This window comes from Novipirellula rosea (assembly GCF_039541335.1).
Taxonomy (GTDB): Bacteria; Planctomycetota; Planctomycetia; order Pirellulales; family Pirellulaceae; genus Novipirellula; species Novipirellula rosea.
On the sequence record NZ_BAABGA010000120.1, the window covers coordinates 455,821 to 474,321 of the forward strand.

The window sequence follows — 18,501 nt, forward strand, 5'->3', positions numbered from 1 at the left end:
CTCCATGCAATCATCGCGGCGCACGTTACAAAAACGCGTACCTAAATGCCTTTACATCCGCAAGTTACGAGTTTAGTGAAGATGGGTCAACTGCGATTGTTTTTTCTGTAGGCGGTTCGTCTTTGGCCGACATCGCTCGAATCGCCAAAACGATGCCAAAAACGACAATCCCATAGATCGATAGCACGACATTCATCAGGACCCCTTGGATTAGGGTCGTCAATAAAACAGGAAAAAATGGCTCGCCAAACGCCGAGAGATCGTTGGCCGCTCCACTCGGCTCGAACTGGAATCCCGTCACCTTCGCAACCAACGTTGTTGAGGCAACTCCACAAATGATATCAAGCATTCCGCCGATCGGCACAGCGACCGAGATCAAAACTCGCGTTCCATAGGTGATGCCCAGTGTCCATTTTACCGACTTTTTGTGTCGCCACGAAAAGCTCGCCGTCCGCCAATCCAACCAGGTATAGAACAAGCAGAAGATAGCGATCCCGGTCACCATCGCGGCGATTTGCTTGTTATTGGTAACAGCCATGCCCAGCAGAAAGCTTGGGATCGCACTCAAAACGCAGACAAACGTCCACCGAATCGCGATCCGCCAAACAGGAAGCGGTTGGCGGAGTTCAGCTAGCAAGTCGCCATTGGAAGGATGATGGACTTCATCTTCATCCTGCTCTACCACTTCGGCCGGAGCGTAGGGATTCAGGTGCGGCGCGTGGTCCGTCATCAAATTTCGATCCAAAAATGCAGGTGCAAACGATTTTTAGCCAATCCGAATCGGCTCAAACAAAGGAAGCTGAATCCCTCTTCTCCCCCCCTGAGGCGGCTGATTCAGTTGGCCGTTTTGCCGCTAGCCACGGTTTCGTCACCATCCAGCCGGGGGCTAACACGCAAACGGCTAACTTCATTGTGGTGATGTCCTACTAAGTTAGCGGACCCGTCCTTCTGGGTGGGGTGTGGTAGTCGTGGCAATGAAAACTTGGCACCGAAATCGGCAACGTACTTCGCATCAACAGCAAAACTTCACGGTCTCTTTGAATGCATAGTCTAGCGAGTTCTTCGCTGCGGTCGGAAAATCATTCGACGCCGCGCCGGTCAACTCCTAGGATAACAACCAATCGAGCGATCGTTTCTTGATGCACTCCGACGATCGATGTTCGAGTGCGTCGGAGCCTCCTCGACGCGTCCGTGTCGCAATTCCGACTCCTCTTTGACGTCTAATCTATGTCCATGAGCGATTTTCAAACCCAACACGTCTTGGCGTCTCACGATTTTCCAAAAACGATGTTCAAACAAATTCTCGCGTGCATGATCGCGGCGGCCAGCGTGCTTTGTCTGACGCCTGAGGTTTCGTTCGCGCAAGGAAGCGGACTAGGAGGCTTCGGCACCTTAGGGGGTGTTGAACCCGGAGGCCGCTATCCGTCTCAGGAGTATTACTTTGCACTGGAGATGTATCGCAGTGGGGATCTCGAAAATGCGGTGGACGCATTCGAGGCGGCACTTCGCCGCACCCGCCGTGACATTAACGGACGCTGGATCGATTCGATTCCGGTGTACGCGATGTTGGCGGAATGTTATTGGCAGATGGGTAGCGTGCCGCAAGCTCGCGAGAACATCGACGCAGCGATGCAGGTGGCGATTCGCTATCGCGGGTGGCTGAATAAAGTCGATTGGCGGTCCGCGGTCCGCGAGGGGGTGCAAATGTCACCACCGACCGGCGTCTGGCCAGCCGCGTTGGCGATCAAACGCGTGCCGACGTCTGATCGGATCATGTTCCAATCCGGGCAACCTCTCACCGAGCAAACATTGATCCAGGGGGGAGTGGTCGAAGAACCCAATCTACGCGCGATGGACATCATCGAGATCATGCGTGGTTTGGCGATCGCGTCGTACCGTCGACGGATCATCTTGGGGCCATTGTCGGAACAGGACAATTTTGTCAACGAGTTGGCCGAGTCCACTAATGTCGGCGGGCTCCCGCAACCGGTGGCGCAAACAATGAGCGGGGCACTGCATGCGGCGGCTCGCTATGCGGCGCACGACGATAAGCGTGCGTTTCCCGAAGCTTCGAAGTCCGCGTTATCAAGTGGCGGGGCTCATCCCTTGTCGGCGATTGCGTTGCTGGTTCAAGCATCAGTGCTGGCCGAATCCGACAACGCCGAAGGATCACTTGCCGCGGCGCTGGCGTGCGTGAACGTGGCTGCGGCGCTCGAGCAACCCGAACTGATTGGCGAAGCGATGCAGCTTGCCGCCGGAGTGGCCAGTGAGAAAGAGGCCAATGTCGTGCGCACGGCCGCCGATACGGCCGCCAACGCGATGGTTCGAAAGTCACGACTTGCCGCAGTGCACTGTTTTGTCGCCTCGGCCGATGCCGCGATTAAGTCACGCGACTACGCCGCCGCGACCCTTTCGATCGGACATGCAAAATCGTTGTCGGACCGTCGTGATGTGCTGCAACCGCGGATCGATGCCTACGGAGCCTACGTCGCTGCGAAACTTGCGGCGGGACGCGGAGAGGCGTTCGGGATGAAATCGAGCAGCGTTGTGGATAAGGCCTACGGATCGATGCGGACCTTTGCCCAACAACATCGGGTTCGAAATCGAACGCTTGTCTCGATGCCTAGCACGTATCAATTCGCACTGCTTAGCCAGTCGCTCGGAACCCGGATCGGAGGATCCACCAGCGACGCGGTTCTTGATTATTACACCAGTGATCCTCCGCCGGCGCTATGGCGGCGCGATCCCGTCGACGCGATGACATTTTTGACGATTGATCGATCGGCGGCGCTTGCCATGCGACTTGCGATCGCAGCGGAACAGACTGACGGCGACAAAGTTTTGGTCCGCACCGACACGCTGCTGGCGGAACGTTTTTCGCAAACGTTGCCCTTAGCTGGCCGTGTGGCGCATGTGCGTGGGCTGGCCAGTGCCGAGGATCAAACGCTCAGCGATGATCAGCGAAATTTTCGCAACCAAGGCCCTGCGGAATTCAAGCAGCTTCGCCAAATGGTGCTCGACAATGCCAAATTGACGCCGGCAACTGTCAACGATTCGCTGGTCGAAAAACTGGGGCAACAACAAGAATCGCTGGCCACCTTGATCGCGTTTTCACGAGGTTCGTTGCCTCGTTTGGCCCCGCCTCGCGTCGATGAAAAAGCGCCAATCCAAGGGCTGCCCAAACGAACGGCGCTCGTGACGTTTGCGTTTTCGGGCAGTCGCTTGTTCACGACGTTCTCGTTGAACGGGAAAACGCAGGTATGGACCAACAACAATACGTCAAGGCTGCCCGCGATGATCGGATCGGTATTGCGATCGATTGGCGTGGGAAAGACGCGTGGTTCGCGTTTGCCCGAAGACAACGCGTGGCGAAAAGATGCCGCTGCACTGTTGAAATTCTTGTTTCCCGAGGCAAGCAGTTTCGCCGGTACCGACATCGATGATTTGGTGATCGTGCCCGATGGACCGCTGTGGTACTTGCCGTTTGACATTCTACCAATTGACGGCGAGGACGCTGAATTCCTGGGGGACAAGATTAGTATCCGCTACGCCGCGACGCCTGGATTGGCACTACGGCCTGCACCGATTCGTCAAAAGAAAAAGGCGGTGGGAATTGCGGCAAGTCGTTTCTTTGCTCCGCGTGACCTGGAAATTAACACTGCGATCACCCAGTCGATTGTCGATGCCGCAGCGGGATCGATCTTGTTGCCTGTCGCCGAAATGCCTCCCACTACGATGCTAGGCATTGTCTTGGACAGTCTGATCGTAGCGGCTCCGGGCGTGATGGACACGAGCAACCCGTTTGCCATGAGCGTGTTGCCCTACGAGGCAGGAAAGCCCAATGCTGCGCTCGGGGCATGGTTGCAATTTCCATCGCAAGTGCCCACGACGATTGCGTTGGCAGGCTTTCGCTCGCAAGCCGAATCGCCGCGACTTGGGGACGGACGCGAGTTGTTTATGACTCTGTGTGCGCTTCATGTCGCAGGAGTGGACGATGTCTTGATCAGCCGCTGGGCCGTGGGGGGAGAATCCAGTGCAATTGTGCTTCGCGAATTTTCTCAAGAGCTGCCGTTTTCGGGGATGGTCGACGCCTGGAGAAGGGCGCGGATGGTCTTGCGACGCACCGATCTCGATCCGTTGACCGAGCCGCTGTTGGCCCACGCCGACAAGGATCTCGAAAACGTCACCGGCGAAGAGCCATTGTTCTGGTCCGGCTATCTGCTGTCGTCCCCGATCGATCTCAACGCCGCAGCAAAGCAATAGCGGAAGCTGGAATCAGTGTTGCGGAACTCGTCAAGAGTTCCGGCCGCTGCGAGGGAGATTGCGTGCTTTTTTATTTCTTCGAAGATGTTTTTGAAACGCGATTCACTTCCTCTCTGGGGAAAGACTGCTGTAGTAGGCGTCTTGGCGACACCGTATTGTCACCTCTGCCAAACGCAGTTTGGGAGAGGTCGAGCAGAGCCTTCAGCGATGCTCGGGTGAGGGCGGCGCTGCGGCAACACCGGACGGGTGAAGAATGTTTTGCCAACATTCACTCTGCCAATTCGGGGAACACTTCGGCGTCGAGGTCCATGCGGCTGATGATCGAACGCAAACGGAGCTGAAAATCGCTTTTGAAATTTGCAACTTGCTGTTCCGTCAAATCGGTCTTCTCAGCAACGACCTTGTTCGACAATCCGACCACGTACAGCAACTCGATCGCTTTTAGCTTGGACCAATTCTCGCCTTGTTTCCAACGCTCGATCTGCTCGGCGATCGCATCGCGAATGGCCGCTTGTTCGATCTGCTTTCGTTCGCCACTGCGGGCAATCGAACTGGCGACGCGTTCGCCGCCGGTAAAATCGATGTCGGCCCCGTCGCCCGAACCACGGCGATGCAATTGCAACGCCGGTCGTCGTCCCTCGCGCCGCAAATGATCGGTCAATTTGTAAGCACAAATTGAAAACAGATAACTTTCCAGCCGTTTGGATCCGTCGTAGTTCGGCAGACTGATCAAGAACCCCACAAAGGCCTCTTGAACAATATCTTCGCTCGCCGCTCGATCACGAATCCGGCTGTGGGTGTACGCCAACAACCGGCCTTCGTAACGATCGATCAACGCCTGCCACGCATCAGAATCGCCATCGCGAATCCGAGCGACCAAGTGAGTATCAATTTCGCTGGGTTCTGACATCGTCATGGGTTACCTACTGAACCACAATGGGCAAGCTCTCACTGTGGCTGTTGAATTCGGGAGCATACATGCACTCGATGTTCGCATATCCCGTCTGGTACTCGCCTTTCAGTTGGACTCGTGTGCTGTACTCGAACACATACGTTCCCTTTGGCAAGTAGTCGATAAAGAAATGCGTCGCCGTGTCACGAGTCGATTCGTAATACCCCAGCCCATCTTGGTACTTGTACTGAGATAAAACGTTGACCGGCTCGGTGCCGCTGCCGCGATAATCTTTCATATGAGCATACTCCATATCGCGGTCGGTCCGCAAAACGATCCGCACGACCAATTCGTCACCCACCGATACCGGTCCATCCACAGCGACCAGCGTCGGTCCTTTGCCTGTGTTCTTTTTGACAAACAGCTTCTTTTCCAAGGTTAATGGCGTTCCTTCGTGCGGCGTCACCTTGCTGATGTCTTCCAAATATTGCCAGTGCAAACTGCCCCAAGCAACGCCGTCGTCGACTTTTCGCATCGTGACATTGCCAAGTTCCGGTTTGACTTCGCCGGCAGCGAAGCGGACTTCGTAGAACCCGGTTCCGGCTTCGACATTCTCAGGCTCGATCAATTTCTCACCAAGCTCGACTTGGACCAATTCATCGGACGCCAACAGATCACTGCCTCGCAGCAGCAACGCGTAAATCGCGTCCGCAGTCGCTTTCGTCGTCTTCCAATCCTGAGTTTGTTTCTGCTTCAGCAGCCAAACCTTGCACGCTTCGACCGCTTCGCGATCATTCATCACCTCGTCAAAGCCCTCGATCATCATCGCTTGGGTTTCGATCGGCGCACGGTACCACCAGTATGACAATTCGGTCTCTCGCCAGAACATGCCAAGTTCTTCATCGCTGACCGATCGCTCTTTGATCGACGCCATGATGCCTTGGGCCGCTTCGGCTTCACCAAATCGCTTCAGTGCCACCGCCATATGGGCTTGCGATTGCCGAACCGCCAATTTCAACCAATGCGTTTTGGCTTGGTTGACCCAGTAATTGACCGCCTCGCGATGTTCAGGTGCAATCGGCTGGTCCTGCAAGAAGAAACTTCGGCCATACAAGTACAACGCGATCGTTGTCGACAGATGATTCTTATCACGATTCTCTGGTTTGATATCTTCGTATTGCTTGGTCACCCAGCCATCGAGTCGCGTCAGTGACCGGATCGCAGGTTGGGCATCGATGGGCACGCCTAAATGTCGCATCCGTCCAAAACCGGTCGTGATGTACAGCGTGATAAAGTCGTTGCCGCGTCCGCCGGGGAACCAAGGCCACGAACCATCCTCGAGTTGCATCTCGGTCAACTTGAACAAGTTCCGCTTCGTCTCGTCTTGCAAGCGATTGGTGTCAAACAAAATGCCGACGTTGCGACGTGCCTGGCTTTCGCTTTCCGCTTGGCGAACCCAGGGAGTTTCTTCGAGCATTACCGTTTTCAGTTCCTGGTTCTTCTCCAGCGGACTGTCCAGCGCCGGAGTGCCTCGCCACTGATCAAACACTCGCTCGATCTTGGGATCGCTTTGGGCGATGTGCTGGGCCAACGTATTGGCGTACAGTCGGTTGAAAACCTGCTCGCTGCACTCGTAGGGATATTCCATCAAATACGGAAGTGCCATCACGGCGTACCACGATGGGTTCGACGCGACTTGCAGCGTTAACGATTGGTGCTGCAGCGTGTCGGAGTTACCTGATTGAAGCAGCTTTTCAAAATCAAACTGCTTCACCTGCTTGCCTCGGATCGGCAACGGAATCGATTCGGTGACCAACACGCGGCGTGACAGGACCGGCAAATAGCCTTCTTCGCCATCGGAAAGTCTTCCGGTAGATCCAACGGCTTTGTAGGTCAAAAATCCGATTCCGTCGGGCACTTTGATCTTCCACGACAACGATTGCGATTGGCCGGCGGGGATCGTGAACGATTGATCGACCATATCGTTGCCGAGTTGGGCATCGACGTTTTTCGTGCTTTTCGCATCGGCAAACGACAAGCGAACTTGTCCGGTTTGCTGCGTCGGCGATTGGTTGCTGACTTTGACCGTAAATTCGATCAAGTCACCTTCGCGAACGAAGCGTGGCGGATTCGGCTGGACCATCAAGTCCTTTGCTGTCACGGTCTTGCCGGTCAGAAAGCCGCTACGAAGTTTCTGGTCATGGGCAAAACCGAGAAATTTCCACTCGGTCAGCGCTTCGGGCATCGTGAATTCCATCCGTACCGTACCGTCGTTTCCGGCTAGCAGATGAGGAAAGAAGAACGCGGTTTCGTTCAGGTTTTTGCGTGCCGAAACACTTTCCAAATCGACATTTGCAGCTCCCTTGCCATCGCCGTCATCCTGCGGGTCGGCCTGTCGCTCCGCTCCGTCCATCGCGGCATCAGCCTGCATCATCGTCTTCGCCCCTACGCCTTCGGCTTCGCCCATCATCATTCCGGCATCCATTGCCGCCGCCATTGGTGCTGCGGGAGCAAACGCATCCAAACTCTCCGTCCTCATCCGCGATCGCATTGCACCCTTCATTTGATTTCGGAATTGGTATCCCCACAAATTCTGCACGATCATCGACGGGTAATGACGATAGGTCAAATTTCCGTTGCGTTGATCGTGACGCCAGCCGTGCCAGATTTGACGCAGCGATTCAGCCGAATTTTCGAATTGGGAGTGCATCCGCGAGTGGTCTTGATAGAAGACGTTAAAACGCTGCATCCAGGTGTGCGGCTGGAACGCGTCCAAAGAAGCGTCATACAGCGTCGCCACCATCTCGGCCGCAGCACGCTCGGCGTCCGGGCCTTTGATAATCGCGGTCCAAGTCTCTTTGGCAGCAGGATCCAATTTCGAGACGAAATGCTCCCACTGGATATCGAGTTCCTTGTTCGTCCAAGGCACCTCGACTCGTTCGACGTTGAAGTAGGCTCGGTTTTCGCGAACCATCGTCGTTCGCACGACAAAGCCGCCTCGCATCGACTCGTTGACCGGTTGTTCGATCAAAACTTGAGTCGAGTTCGCCGGCGTCCAATAGCTTTTTAACACTTTGCCGCGATGTTCGATTTCGATGAACGCGCGGGCGGTCTCGTAACCGCTGCCCCAGATCGCTCGCATCGATTCACCCGGTTCAACTGAACTCTTTTCTTGCATGAAAAGGTCGGGGATCTTGATCGCAAGCTTCTTGGCATTCGTATCCAGCACTTTGATCGGCAGCAGTGCGGTGACCAGCTTTCCGAACCGATCGCGTGTTTCCAGCTTGGCTCGGTACGGGCCTGCCGATAGATCAAACGTTAGCTTGGCGTTGCCGCCGCCGTCGGTTTGGAAGTCTTGTTTGGCAACTTGGTCACCGAGTTCCCACGTATTGAGGTCCGACAAATCAGGTGCTGGTTTCGAGTTCGCACGATGCAATGGCGGATAGTGATGTCCACCAAGCGATGGACGGACGACTTCGCTGGGTTGTTTCAGCTGATAAACCGTCACCGCTCCCTTGGCCGATTGCCCGTCACCATCGAGCGTTTTCGTGGTGATCAAAATTTCAACCGGCTCGTCACTGGTTTGCCAATCATCGGCTGTCATGGTGGCGGCAAGTGCGGTGTAGCCCACGTTGACCGAACGTTGATCCGAGCGTGTTTCGCCGGTGGAATCGGTTACGTCAGCGTAAACCGTGAACTGAAACGTCGGCTCGCTTTCTGCGGGGACCGACAAGTCAGGTTTAGCATCAAAGGTAACTTCGAACGATCCATCAGCGCCACTACGCGTCGTGCCATGAGCGATTTCTTGGTTGCCTTGCGAGCGTGGAGGGAACCCGAAACGATGCCACGACCATGACCACCAAATCGGGTAGCGTACTTCGCGGACCACGCGCCACGAGACCAATGCGTCATCGATTGCGGCTCCGGTGTAGGCGGTCGCATTTGCCCGGATCGTAACAGGGCCGCCCAATTTCGCCGGTTCGGCCGGAGCGTTTAGTTTGACTTGAAATTTGGGACGTTTGTATTCTTCGACCCGAAATTGGGTTTGCCCACGCGCGACGCCATCGACCCGCAGTGACATTTGCCCCATCAAGCGGTCTCGCGGTGCGGTCACGCTGCCGCTGAAGCTGCCGTAGTCGTTGGTGCGATGAGTCAGCCGCTCAATTTCCTTGCCGTTGACATCCGAAAATACCACTACAACTTGCTGGTTCGCCAGCGTTTGATAGTTGTTTCTCGTTTGGTTGACCGACAAACAAATGCCTTTGTAGCGAATCGTTTGTCCCGGGCGGTACAAAGTGCGATCGGTGAAAAACTGGGTCTGTTGGTGAGTGCGTTCGCGATCATTCGACTGGTAAACCGAAATACCATGGTTGGACGAGAGACGTTGCCCGCGATGTGACGCCAACAAAATCAGATTGCGTCCATTGGTGACTTTCGTCTTGAAAAATCCGTTGCCGTCGGTGAGGACCGTCAGCAATTCCACTCGCCGGTTCCCCTCATTCGCCCAGATTTTTACCGATGCGTCCTGTCGAGGTTCTCCGGTTTTTGCGTCCAACACAAAACCTTCGAGCGTTCCCTTGCCCTGCGCGGTTCGTAGCACCAAGGCCAATTCGCTGACCCAAACCTCGGCCATGCTGACTTGGTTGTCGTCGTGCGCGAAATCGTCGCGGTGGCTGGCATACAAGAAATACGATCCAGCCGCGATGTCCTCAGGCACCTTCACTTGTTCGACGCGTTCTTGATAGTCCTCGGTTTTTGGCAGATCCGCGGACCAACGTTTGACGATTTTTTGGTTCATCAACGCGGATTGCTGAGCACGATTTAATTGCATCGGTTGGTAACGATCTGAATTCACGAATTCGTCGAAATCAAACGTCACTAGTCGAAAGTACACTTTTTCGACGTTGCGGTAGCGAACATCCACGGTCGGCCAGGGGGCGTTCCATACTCGTTCGGTCGTGATCGAGGCCGAGGGGGCTTCGATCTGTTTGATCAAGTTGTAACAGCGGTTACCCCCGATGCTGTTGGGATGTCGCGCCAAGCCTTGCTCTGCGATTTCTTTGGCTTTGACAAATTCGTTTTCACTGTGCAAAACGGCCGCCAGATTATGTAACGCGCGAGCCGAGATCACATGCGACGCGTGCTCGTCGGCAAACCGTTTCAGTGCCGATTTGTAGCGGGCCGCTTTCTCTTCGCCAAAGGCGTGGTTGTAGGCGAATTCGAGCCGGTGCAGGTCGGCATCAATGAATGCCGATCGATCGTCGTCGTCGCGGTGAAATTTCAACAGTTGTTGATACAACTGGATCGCTTTTAACTTGGGCGAATCGGTGTCCTCGGTCGCGGGTGTCCAGTTTTCAAAGTCTTTGGCCGCAGCAAATACCGGGCTGTCGGCTTGCAGATCAAACGCATCTTCGCTGCGTGCACCGGCTTGTTCTGCGGACGAATAAAACTCGAGGGCTTGGTGGACCAAGAAATCCCAAAGCGTGGGGCGATAGTCGTCCGGTGCCGTTCCTTTTTCGATCAATTCGTCGTACTGAGCGATCGGCGTGTTTTGCAGCACGTCGCGGTTTTCGAGTGCCTTGTCAAATTGTTCCGCGGTGACTTCCAAAATTCGCGGCAAATCCCACGTGTTGATGTCGTCACTGACCGGGGCATCGGTTTGTGTCCGCTGCATAAACCGCCAGCGATTTTGCTGGAAATAGTGCCAGTACCAATGGGCGATGATCGCCTGCATCATCGGCTGCATTTCCGCAGGCGCCTGCTCGATCTCGGTTTGCATGCGAGCAATTTTCTCTTCTGGCCGATTGCCTTGGATCGTGCCTTCGAGCGAGATTTTCATCCCGATCGCCTTAATCGCCTCGTCGTAGTTTTTGGCGGCCTTGGCTTTCGTGATAATCGGTTCTAGCTTTTCCACGGCTGTCTTGGGCAGCCCCTGATTGATGGCATTTTGAACCTCGGTCCAGCTTGAATCGGTGGGCTCGGCAGCCCACAACCAAGTGGCACATAACAGCACAAAAACGCTGGCAAAACCGAACTTTTGAAAGTTAGAGATGCGGTAAGACAAGAGAGAGCTCGCGCGTAGGGGGTGGCTAGAGAAGGTGCGTCAGTCTGATGTTAACGAACGTCAGGCCGTTTTATTAGCCGGAAAAATTTTTAAATCTTTGACATCGCGACGTGTCGCGAATTCGTTAGACGCAGCCCGCGCAGAAAATATCCACGCGAGTGACAAAAAGATGGGAATCCGTACTGCAGATACGATTCCCAATGCGGCCTCCTCGGATCGCCCCCCACTCGCTACGATAGCAGCCCCCACAATGTGCGGATCGATAGCGCGATCACGACGACGAGCCCAAACCAACACAGAACTTTGATGGCGATCGGAACCCGCACGGTAAGCTTTTGTAACTGCCATACGATCACGATCGCAAGGATCGGGAAACAGAGCACGGTCAACGCTTGTGCAATCACAATAAAGCTGACCAAATTCATCCCCGTGATCGTCACGGTGCTGGCGACCAACCATCCCAACAACAGGGCTGCGATCGTCGAGGTGCGGACACTTGTCGAGGACATTTTGCTGCTCAGTCCGATGGCGTCGCAAAACACCACGCCACCGATCAACGCATTGACAAGAAACGAGCTTGCCGCCCCAGCAAAAATTCCCAGCGAAAAGACGATCTTGGCCCACGTGCCAAACAGCGGCTCAAGCGACATCGCCACCATGCTGGCGTCGGTCAATTCGCTCGGCGGGATCACGCCATGCAGTGCGGTGGCGGCTGTAATGAAAATCATTCCGGTGATCAGTGCGAGCGAGGCGATGCCCACAAAACTGTCGACCAGCCCGACTCGCAAATCCGCTTGCGTCCACCCTTTCTCTTTGACTTGGTAAGACTGGTAAAATGCTCCCGCGACCGAGAATGTCGTCGCGACCATCGCTCCGATACTCAGCCATGACACGGCCGCCGCGGTACCACCCGATGCGCTTGCATCGCCGCCGGAGGCAAGCTTTGGAATCAATCCCATACCGATCTCGCTAATCGACGGTTGCGACGCGATCATGCTTAGTCCGAACGCGACCACCATCATCCCGACCAACACCGCCATCATCCGTTCCACCAAACGGTACAGATCATGGCGTCCCAAAACGACGATCGCGATAATTAATAGATTGACGATGAACAATAACGATGTTTTCGCCAGCGGGCTGAGATCATCCAGTGTCGAAGGGCCGACAAAACCTCCGGCCGCCATCAACATCGCGTTGTTATTGGACGCCTGGAAAAGTGTGACCGCAATCATCAGCGACCCGCCCACAAGCCACGCTGCCGGCCGACCAAAGGTGTCTGCGACACTCTGGCAGAGCGTCTTTTGATTGCAGACTCCAATCATCATCGAGCCCATCGTCATGCCGATCATCAGCAACCCGGCAAACGGCACCACCCACAGCAAATCGAGTCCGTATTCACACCCCACTCGGCTGGCACTGACGATGCTGCCGGGGCCCAAAACCACGGCCGCCACGACAATCGCCGGCCCGACTCGGGTGAACCAACTGAGCCAATTTTTCGGCGGCGATGCAGAAATTGAGTCATCACTCGCAACAGCCGTGTTTGTTTCGCTATGATCTACCACAATCGTTTACCAAAAGTACAAAAAAATCAGCCAGTCCTTCTGGCCCGCAGCAACATGTTATAGTCAATCTCTATAGAGATTTGGGGCCACCAGCGTTTCGCAGCCCTAAATCTGTTGATCTTCACTATTATTTTTACGACCGGCATTTCCACAGCCGGTATTTCCACCACGCAGACGCTCAGGGGATCTTCCTGAGCCCTCCGATCCCACCTTAACGTTAGAGTGATGATGCGTACGATTCTAGCCGCTGATCGAACCGCCATGGGCCACTGGGTCGCCAAACATGCAGCCGAAGTGATCCGAACCGCGATCCAACAACAGGGACACGCCACGATTGTGATCGCCACGGGGGCTTCCCAATTCGAAGTGCTGGGCGAACTGGTCAAACAGCCCGGCATCGACTGGGGCTCGGTTACCGGTTTTCATCTGGACGAATACATTGGCTTGTCCGCCGACCACCCCGCCTCGTTTTGTCGCTATCTGAAAGAACGTTTTGTCGACCACGTGCCGATTTCTAAATTCAACTTTCTGTATGGTGACCAAGACCCCAAAGAAACGATTGCCACGATCGGTTCGGCACTGCAAAACACTACCATCGACCTGGCCTTGGTCGGCATCGGTGAAAACGCGCACCTGGCTTTCAACGATCCGCCAGCCGACTTCGATACCACGGATCCCTACTTGATCGTCAAGCTCGACGAAGCATGCCGCATGCAACAAGTGGGCGAAGGATGGTTCGCTTCGCTCAGCGACGTGCCGACCGAAGCGATCAGCATGTCGGTGCAACAAATCCTGAAAGCAAAACGAATTTTTTGTAGCGTTCCCGATACTCAGAAAGCCAACGCGGTTCGACAAACATTGCAAGGCGGAATCGATCCGATGGTGCCTGCCAGTATTTTGAAGCAACACGAGGGCACGACGCTGATCATCGACAAAGCTTCGGCAAGTCAGTTGTCCGATGAAACGCGAAATGAATTGGAGCCGGTCACGTGAGCGGCTTTATCGACTTGCAAGTCAACGGCTATGCAGGAGTTGACTTTAATTCCGACGAATTGAGCGAAGCCGACTTGGTCGCAGCATGTACCGAATTGGCATGTGATGGAGTCGAGCAAACGTTGGCGACCATTATCACGGCGCCGATGGACCAAATGGTTTCGCGAATCACTCGCATCGCCGATTGGATTGAATCGGTCCCCGAAATTCGCAAACAGATCGCGGGGATTCATGTCGAAGGCCCGTTTATCAGCCCTGTGGACGGCTTTGTCGGTGCGCATCCCAAGGCGGCCGTTCAGCTTGCCACCGCGGACGCCGCCGAGCGATTGCTGGATGCGGGCAACGGACATGTGCGGCTCGTTACACTTGCACCCGAAATGGATTCCGGTGCCGCTGTGACTCGGTTTTTGCGGGACCGTAGCGTGGTCGTGGCCGCAGGTCATAGCGATGCATCGGTTGACGAGCTGGATCGATGTATCGATGCAGGGCTGGGCTTGTACACGCATTTGGGCAACGGATGTCCGAGCCAATTGCATCGGCATGACAATATCATTCAGCGAGTTTTAAGTCGCTCGGATCGCTTGATGATCAGCTTTGTCGCCGACGGACATCACGTTCCGACGTTTGCACTGCGAAACTACCTGCGGTGCATGCCCACTGAAAACGTCGTGATCGTCAGCGACGCGATTGCCGCCGCGGGACTGGGGCCAGGCGAATACCAGTTGGCTGGGCAAACGGTCTACGTCGACGACGATGGCGCCGCCTGGGCCGAGTGCCGGACACACTTTGCCGGTTGTGCCACCACGCTTCCGAAAATGCGCGAGATTCTGATTCGCGATCTTGGGGCAACCACAACGGAGATCAACGCTTGGATGCGAGACAATCCGAAGCGGTTACTCGGCTACACGCCAGCGACTTCAGCCGCCTTGTAAACCACTTGAGCGCGGCGGAATCCCAGTCGCTCGTACAGTCGAACCGCCGCGGTGTTGTCCGTCGTCACTTCGAGATGCATTTGCGTTAACCCCGCGGCGCGAAATCCCTTGGCGGCACGAGCCAGTAGGATCGAACCAAGCCCACGGCCGCGATGCTCGGGTGAGACACCAACATTTTGAATCGCTCCCCAGCCCTCGAGCTGCAAGCCTTGGATGGTGCCGACCGGTTCGGCGCGAGTGGACCGAGTTGGCCGGTAATGGACCAACCACGTCGCCTCGGGAACAAAGCTGATGCGACCGGTAATCTCTCGCATCAGACTCAGGCATCCGTCGCGCCGAGCCAGGCAGGGGAAAACGTTGGCGTCAAGCTCTTCGCGGAAACTGCGGTATTTCGCCGTCGCGTGATCACGAAGCAAATCGTCTGAAAAAGGAACCAATTCGTACCCCGATGGCGTGACTGCTTCGTCCATCATTGGTCCGGTGAGATCAAACTCCATCCGAAATCGCTTGAAGTACGTTAATCCCATCGTGTTTTACCCAGCAACATTGGCTGTCCGGACGCCTTGAACGGGGACACCGCCCTGATTGGGGACATTGCATTTGGCTTGCAAGCCTGCTTGTTAGGCGTGTCCCTCTCTTTTTAGCCTAACAACTTTGATTAAGCCTAGCACGCTGGAAGCTTGTTGTTTTCGCAGTCTCGTCGCAAATAGTTTTCCGCAGCTTGAAACCTTGCGGCGGCTTCGGTCTTTGCGGTTAAAACATGTCGTGCCTGTCGTAGCAAACGCCACAGCTACTCGACGACTTCAAACACGCCGGGAGCGAGCACTTCGGGTTTCCGTCTGGATCGCGTCACTAAAAACGCAATGATCGCAATCGCCACGGCAATCAAGCCGATCCCCAGCAGCGGTCGATAGACGATCCACGCGATGGCGATGGTCACCAACGACAGGCTGATCGCAATACCTGCCGCAACAATCGTGGTTCCGAAGGCGACGATGCTGCCGAACAACGGGATCACATCCCCTAAGACCGCGAGGGGTTTCATTCCCATCAACACGCCAAAGAACATCATGATCACGCCGACCCCACGCAGAATCCAGGTCAGATTGACGTTGTCGGCTTCGGCGCGAGCGATCATCGCTTCGGGGCTGACCACGCCCAGCGCCAGCATATTTAGTTCGGTGCCCGCCTGAGTCGTATACGGCTCAAACGTTTCAGCAAACTGTTTTGCCATCACGCTGACTTCGGTGTTCGGTGTCTTGCTAAACCAAATTCGCACGTCGCCGATTTGCGGGGCGTCGGTTGTGAAGTTGTCATCCTGCGAGGCCACCTCGAACGCACTGGAATCAGTGTCCTCGGGGGTGTCGGTTTGATCGATCGGATCCGCAGCAACCGACTCGTCCGGCGTAAGGAAAGCGTGCTTCGGATTTGCGGACCAATACAACCGGGGCGAACCGTTGGGACCATCGTTTCGCAGCACCGAGTGTCTGCGAATCGGTTCAGGCAATGCCTCTTTCGTGAATGACAAAGGCTCCGAGAGATCGATTTGGTTCACCAGTGATCGCGACAGGCGAAAACCACCCAAGACCACGTTTTCTGCTTGGGCGACGTGGTTTTGGAAAGGCATTTGTGACGGATTGTTATGCCCCGACTCTTTAAAGTCCGCTGATTCAATCCGATGATCGGACCAGCGTTTTTCGTAGCTGTAAGTCGTTGTGGTGGTGGTTCCGCCTCCGAGTTTCTTTTTCGTTTTACGATCCTCGTCTTCATCCCATTGATACATTTCGACGTGCCGTTTCAGCCGAATGCCCTCCAGCGTGATGGCGAACGCGTCGTCGGTCAAACGCTCGGACGAATGGGCTAAACCGCTGACATGGACGAATTGGCCATCGTTCGCAGCATCGGGAGCATCCGCATTCACACGGACCACCGCTCCGGCACCTTCCTTCAAACCTTTGGCAGTACGAACGGCGCGTCCTTCGTTCCAGAACAGCAGCGGAAAGGAAATTAGGAACAGCAATCCGCCGATGACAATTCCCTTGATCGACCCGACGATTCGGCTAAACCAAGATTCGTGAGTGACTTCGGTAACCATGCAACCGCTTCCGCATCCAATGGGCGAGAAAAAAGACGAAGGGCCGCTGCCGAGTCCGGTGGACTTATCGCGAACATGCAACCCATGATCCGAAATGATACTCGAAACAGACGCCGTCGGGGGCTAAGAAGATTGCGTCAGAATCGTCAGATGACGCTCGGCAGTTTGGGCTCGTCTTGGAAGCTAAACCTGGACTACCAAAACATTGATGTTGTCGTGATTTTTAAATGCGTTGGTTTTCTGCCACCTCTCCCCAACTTCGGAGACTTCTGATTTTGCACAACACTTTAAACAACGCTCTAATACACAACGCTCTGTCCCTCAAAAATTTGTCCCTCGAAAATTCCACCCGGACCACCTCGGCGGAGGTAGAATGCGCAGCCTCGATTCCTTTTGTTCAATGCTGCGTTTAGCGGGAAAGACCGACACGCTCTCCAATTTTTTTTCAGGAATATTGATGTCACCATCGTCCATGCTAGGTCGCGTTGCCGTGCTACTGCTTGTCACTGCAGTCTCAAGTTCGTTTGTTGGTGTCGTCGATGCACAAGAGGCATCTCGGACATGGACATCATCCGATGGAAAGAAAATCGAAGCTACGCTCAAAGATGTGAACGGCGACAAAATTACGCTTGTTCGTGCGGATGGCAAGGCGTTTACCATTCCGCTATCGCGACTGAGTGACGCGGATCAAGCCTACGCCAAGCAAGCCGCTTCGACAGCGCCCGCCGAATCAGCAAACAAGCCCGCAGCCGCTGCGTCTGCGTCTGCGGCGTCAAACACTGCAGCAATGCCTGCCGCCGAACCGATGACGCCTGAGCGATACCAACAGTTACTGTTAGATCTGGCGGACCCCGCGTTGATCGGTGTTAATCTCGTCAACGATTCCGTTGTCCAATTGGCCCCCTTTGTTCAGATCGACATGGCCGGCGAAGCCGAAAATTTCATTTGGCGGAAGGCGGCTGTGCAGCCACCCTTGTTCGTCGCAGACGGAGTGGATGGCCACAAGGGTGAGCGTTTGGTGTTCAAGGTACTTCCCAAGCTGCCCGCCGAAACGTCCAACAAAGTGGAATTCAACGCGCTGGTGCAGCTACTACAGGAAGCCAAGTTTGAAAACCTCAAGGCGACCTCCATCGAGTCGCTCAATGACGGCGGTTCGCAGTACCAATTTCATGTAAGCGGTAAATCACCCGAGGGGGCGGAGCAGTACTTTTACACCTATATCGTTTATCTTGCCGATCGCATCTTAGTTTTCCAATCCAGTGCTTCGACTGACGAACGCTCCACGGAGATTATCAGGATTGCACCTACCGCACAGTTACTGGTTGCAGCTCCAAGCGGCAACGTACCCGATGCGGTTCGTCAGGAACTCGAGCAAGTGATTGCAAGTATGCAGGCCAGCTTGGCGGGAACCGAGTCGGCGGAATCTACCTTGCAGCTGCTGATGTCGGATGAATTCATCACACAGATGAAGAGAGATCCCGATCAATGGGAACAGATGATCGCCGCATACGAATCGAAAATCAAACCCAAGCTGACTGCAGGACTCGCGAAGATCGATTTCAGCAAAGCTGTTTACGATCAAGCGAAGTCGCAAGTAACGTTTCCCATTGATCGGCCACCATTGGTATTTGCAAAAGTAGACGGTCGCTGGTCGATCCAGAATTAGTCGGATTGACGTCGGGCGTGAACCGAAA

Annotated in this window: 10 protein-coding genes; 4 read left to right on the forward strand and 6 right to left on the reverse strand. The window is 55.0% G+C overall.

What is annotated here, in order from left to right; translation table 11 throughout:
- Nucleotides 1–64: 64 nt before the first annotated feature.
- The gene (locus ABD971_RS33905) at nucleotides 65–730 is read right to left on the reverse strand and encodes a hypothetical protein (RefSeq protein ID WP_345328139.1); all 666 of its coding nucleotides are present in this window, start codon (nucleotides 728–730) and stop codon (nucleotides 65–67) included.
- Between the two features lie 557 nt (nucleotides 731–1,287).
- On the opposite strand from ABD971_RS33905, the gene ABD971_RS33910 reads away from it, so the two are divergent.
- Nucleotides 1,288–4,263, forward strand: coding sequence for a CHAT domain-containing protein (locus tag ABD971_RS33910; RefSeq protein WP_345328142.1), 2,976 nt, complete (start codon nucleotides 1,288–1,290; stop codon nucleotides 4,261–4,263).
- Between the two features lie 268 nt (nucleotides 4,264–4,531).
- On the opposite strand, the gene ABD971_RS33915 is transcribed toward ABD971_RS33910, so the two are convergent.
- From ABD971_RS33915 to ABD971_RS33925, 3 genes are all read right to left on the reverse strand, one after another.
- On the reverse strand, nucleotides 4,532–5,179 hold the full coding sequence (locus ABD971_RS33915) for an RNA polymerase sigma factor (RefSeq protein WP_345328144.1): 648 nt from the start codon (nucleotides 5,177–5,179) through the stop codon (nucleotides 4,532–4,534).
- A 7-nt stretch (nucleotides 5,180–5,186) separates the two neighbouring features.
- Nucleotides 5,187–11,219 (reverse strand): alpha-2-macroglobulin family protein, encoded by a 6,033-nt coding sequence (locus ABD971_RS33920; protein ID WP_345328147.1) that lies wholly within the window; start codon nucleotides 11,217–11,219, stop codon nucleotides 5,187–5,189.
- 230 nt (nucleotides 11,220–11,449) lie between these two features.
- Complete coding sequence (locus tag ABD971_RS33925; protein ID WP_345328149.1) at nucleotides 11,450–12,787, reverse strand: NRAMP family divalent metal transporter; 1,338 nt, start codon at nucleotides 12,785–12,787, stop codon at nucleotides 11,450–11,452.
- 225 nt (nucleotides 12,788–13,012) lie between these two features.
- On the opposite strand from ABD971_RS33925, the gene ABD971_RS33930 reads away from it, so the two are divergent.
- Nucleotides 13,013–13,780 carry a glucosamine-6-phosphate deaminase gene (locus ABD971_RS33930; protein WP_339936451.1) on the forward strand — a complete coding sequence of 256 codons (768 nt, stop codon included), beginning with the start codon at nucleotides 13,013–13,015 and terminating at the stop codon, nucleotides 13,778–13,780.
- Entirely contained in the window at nucleotides 13,777–14,712 is a 936-nt protein-coding gene (locus tag ABD971_RS33935; RefSeq protein ID WP_339936453.1) for an N-acetylglucosamine-6-phosphate deacetylase, read from the forward strand. The genes ABD971_RS33930 and ABD971_RS33935 overlap by 4 nt, the downstream gene beginning before the upstream one ends.
- Here the strand turns inward: ABD971_RS33935 and ABD971_RS33940 are convergent.
- Both ABD971_RS33940 and ABD971_RS33945 read right to left on the reverse strand, forming a co-directional pair.
- A complete protein-coding gene (locus tag ABD971_RS33940) occupies nucleotides 14,682–15,239 on the reverse strand; it encodes a GNAT family N-acetyltransferase (RefSeq protein WP_339936455.1) in 558 nt (185 codons plus the stop codon). The genes ABD971_RS33935 and ABD971_RS33940 overlap by 31 nt on opposite strands.
- A 263-nt stretch (nucleotides 15,240–15,502) precedes the next feature.
- The gene (locus ABD971_RS33945; RefSeq protein WP_345328154.1) at nucleotides 15,503–16,807 is read right to left on the reverse strand and encodes a TMEM43 family protein; all 1,305 of its coding nucleotides are present in this window, start codon (nucleotides 16,805–16,807) and stop codon (nucleotides 15,503–15,505) included.
- 457 nt (nucleotides 16,808–17,264) lie between these two features.
- Between ABD971_RS33945 and ABD971_RS33950 the strand changes: the two genes are divergently transcribed.
- Nucleotides 17,265–18,473, forward strand: a complete 1,209-nt coding sequence (locus ABD971_RS33950; RefSeq protein WP_345328156.1) for an SHD1 domain-containing protein — start codon at nucleotides 17,265–17,267, stop codon at nucleotides 18,471–18,473.
- Nucleotides 18,474–18,501: the final 28 nt, after the last annotated feature.

Coding starts and splice junctions, on each gene's coding strand:
- ABD971_RS33905 (WP_345328139.1), bottom strand. CDS start 730: ATGACGGACCACGCGCCGCACCTGAATCCCTACGCTCCGGCCGAAGTG.
- ABD971_RS33910 (WP_345328142.1), top strand. CDS start 1,288: ATGTTCAAACAAATTCTCGCGTGCATGATCGCGGCGGCCAGCGTGCTT.
- ABD971_RS33915 (WP_345328144.1), bottom strand. CDS start 5,179: ATGACGATGTCAGAACCCAGCGAAATTGATACTCACTTGGTCGCTCGG.
- ABD971_RS33930 (WP_339936451.1), top strand. CDS start 13,013: ATGATGCGTACGATTCTAGCCGCTGATCGAACCGCCATGGGCCACTGG.
- ABD971_RS33940 (WP_339936455.1), bottom strand. CDS start 15,239: ATGGGATTAACGTACTTCAAGCGATTTCGGATGGAGTTTGATCTCACC.
- ABD971_RS33945 (WP_345328154.1), bottom strand. CDS start 16,807: ATGGTTACCGAAGTCACTCACGAATCTTGGTTTAGCCGAATCGTCGGG.
- ABD971_RS33950 (WP_345328156.1), top strand. CDS start 17,265: ATGTCACCATCGTCCATGCTAGGTCGCGTTGCCGTGCTACTGCTTGTC.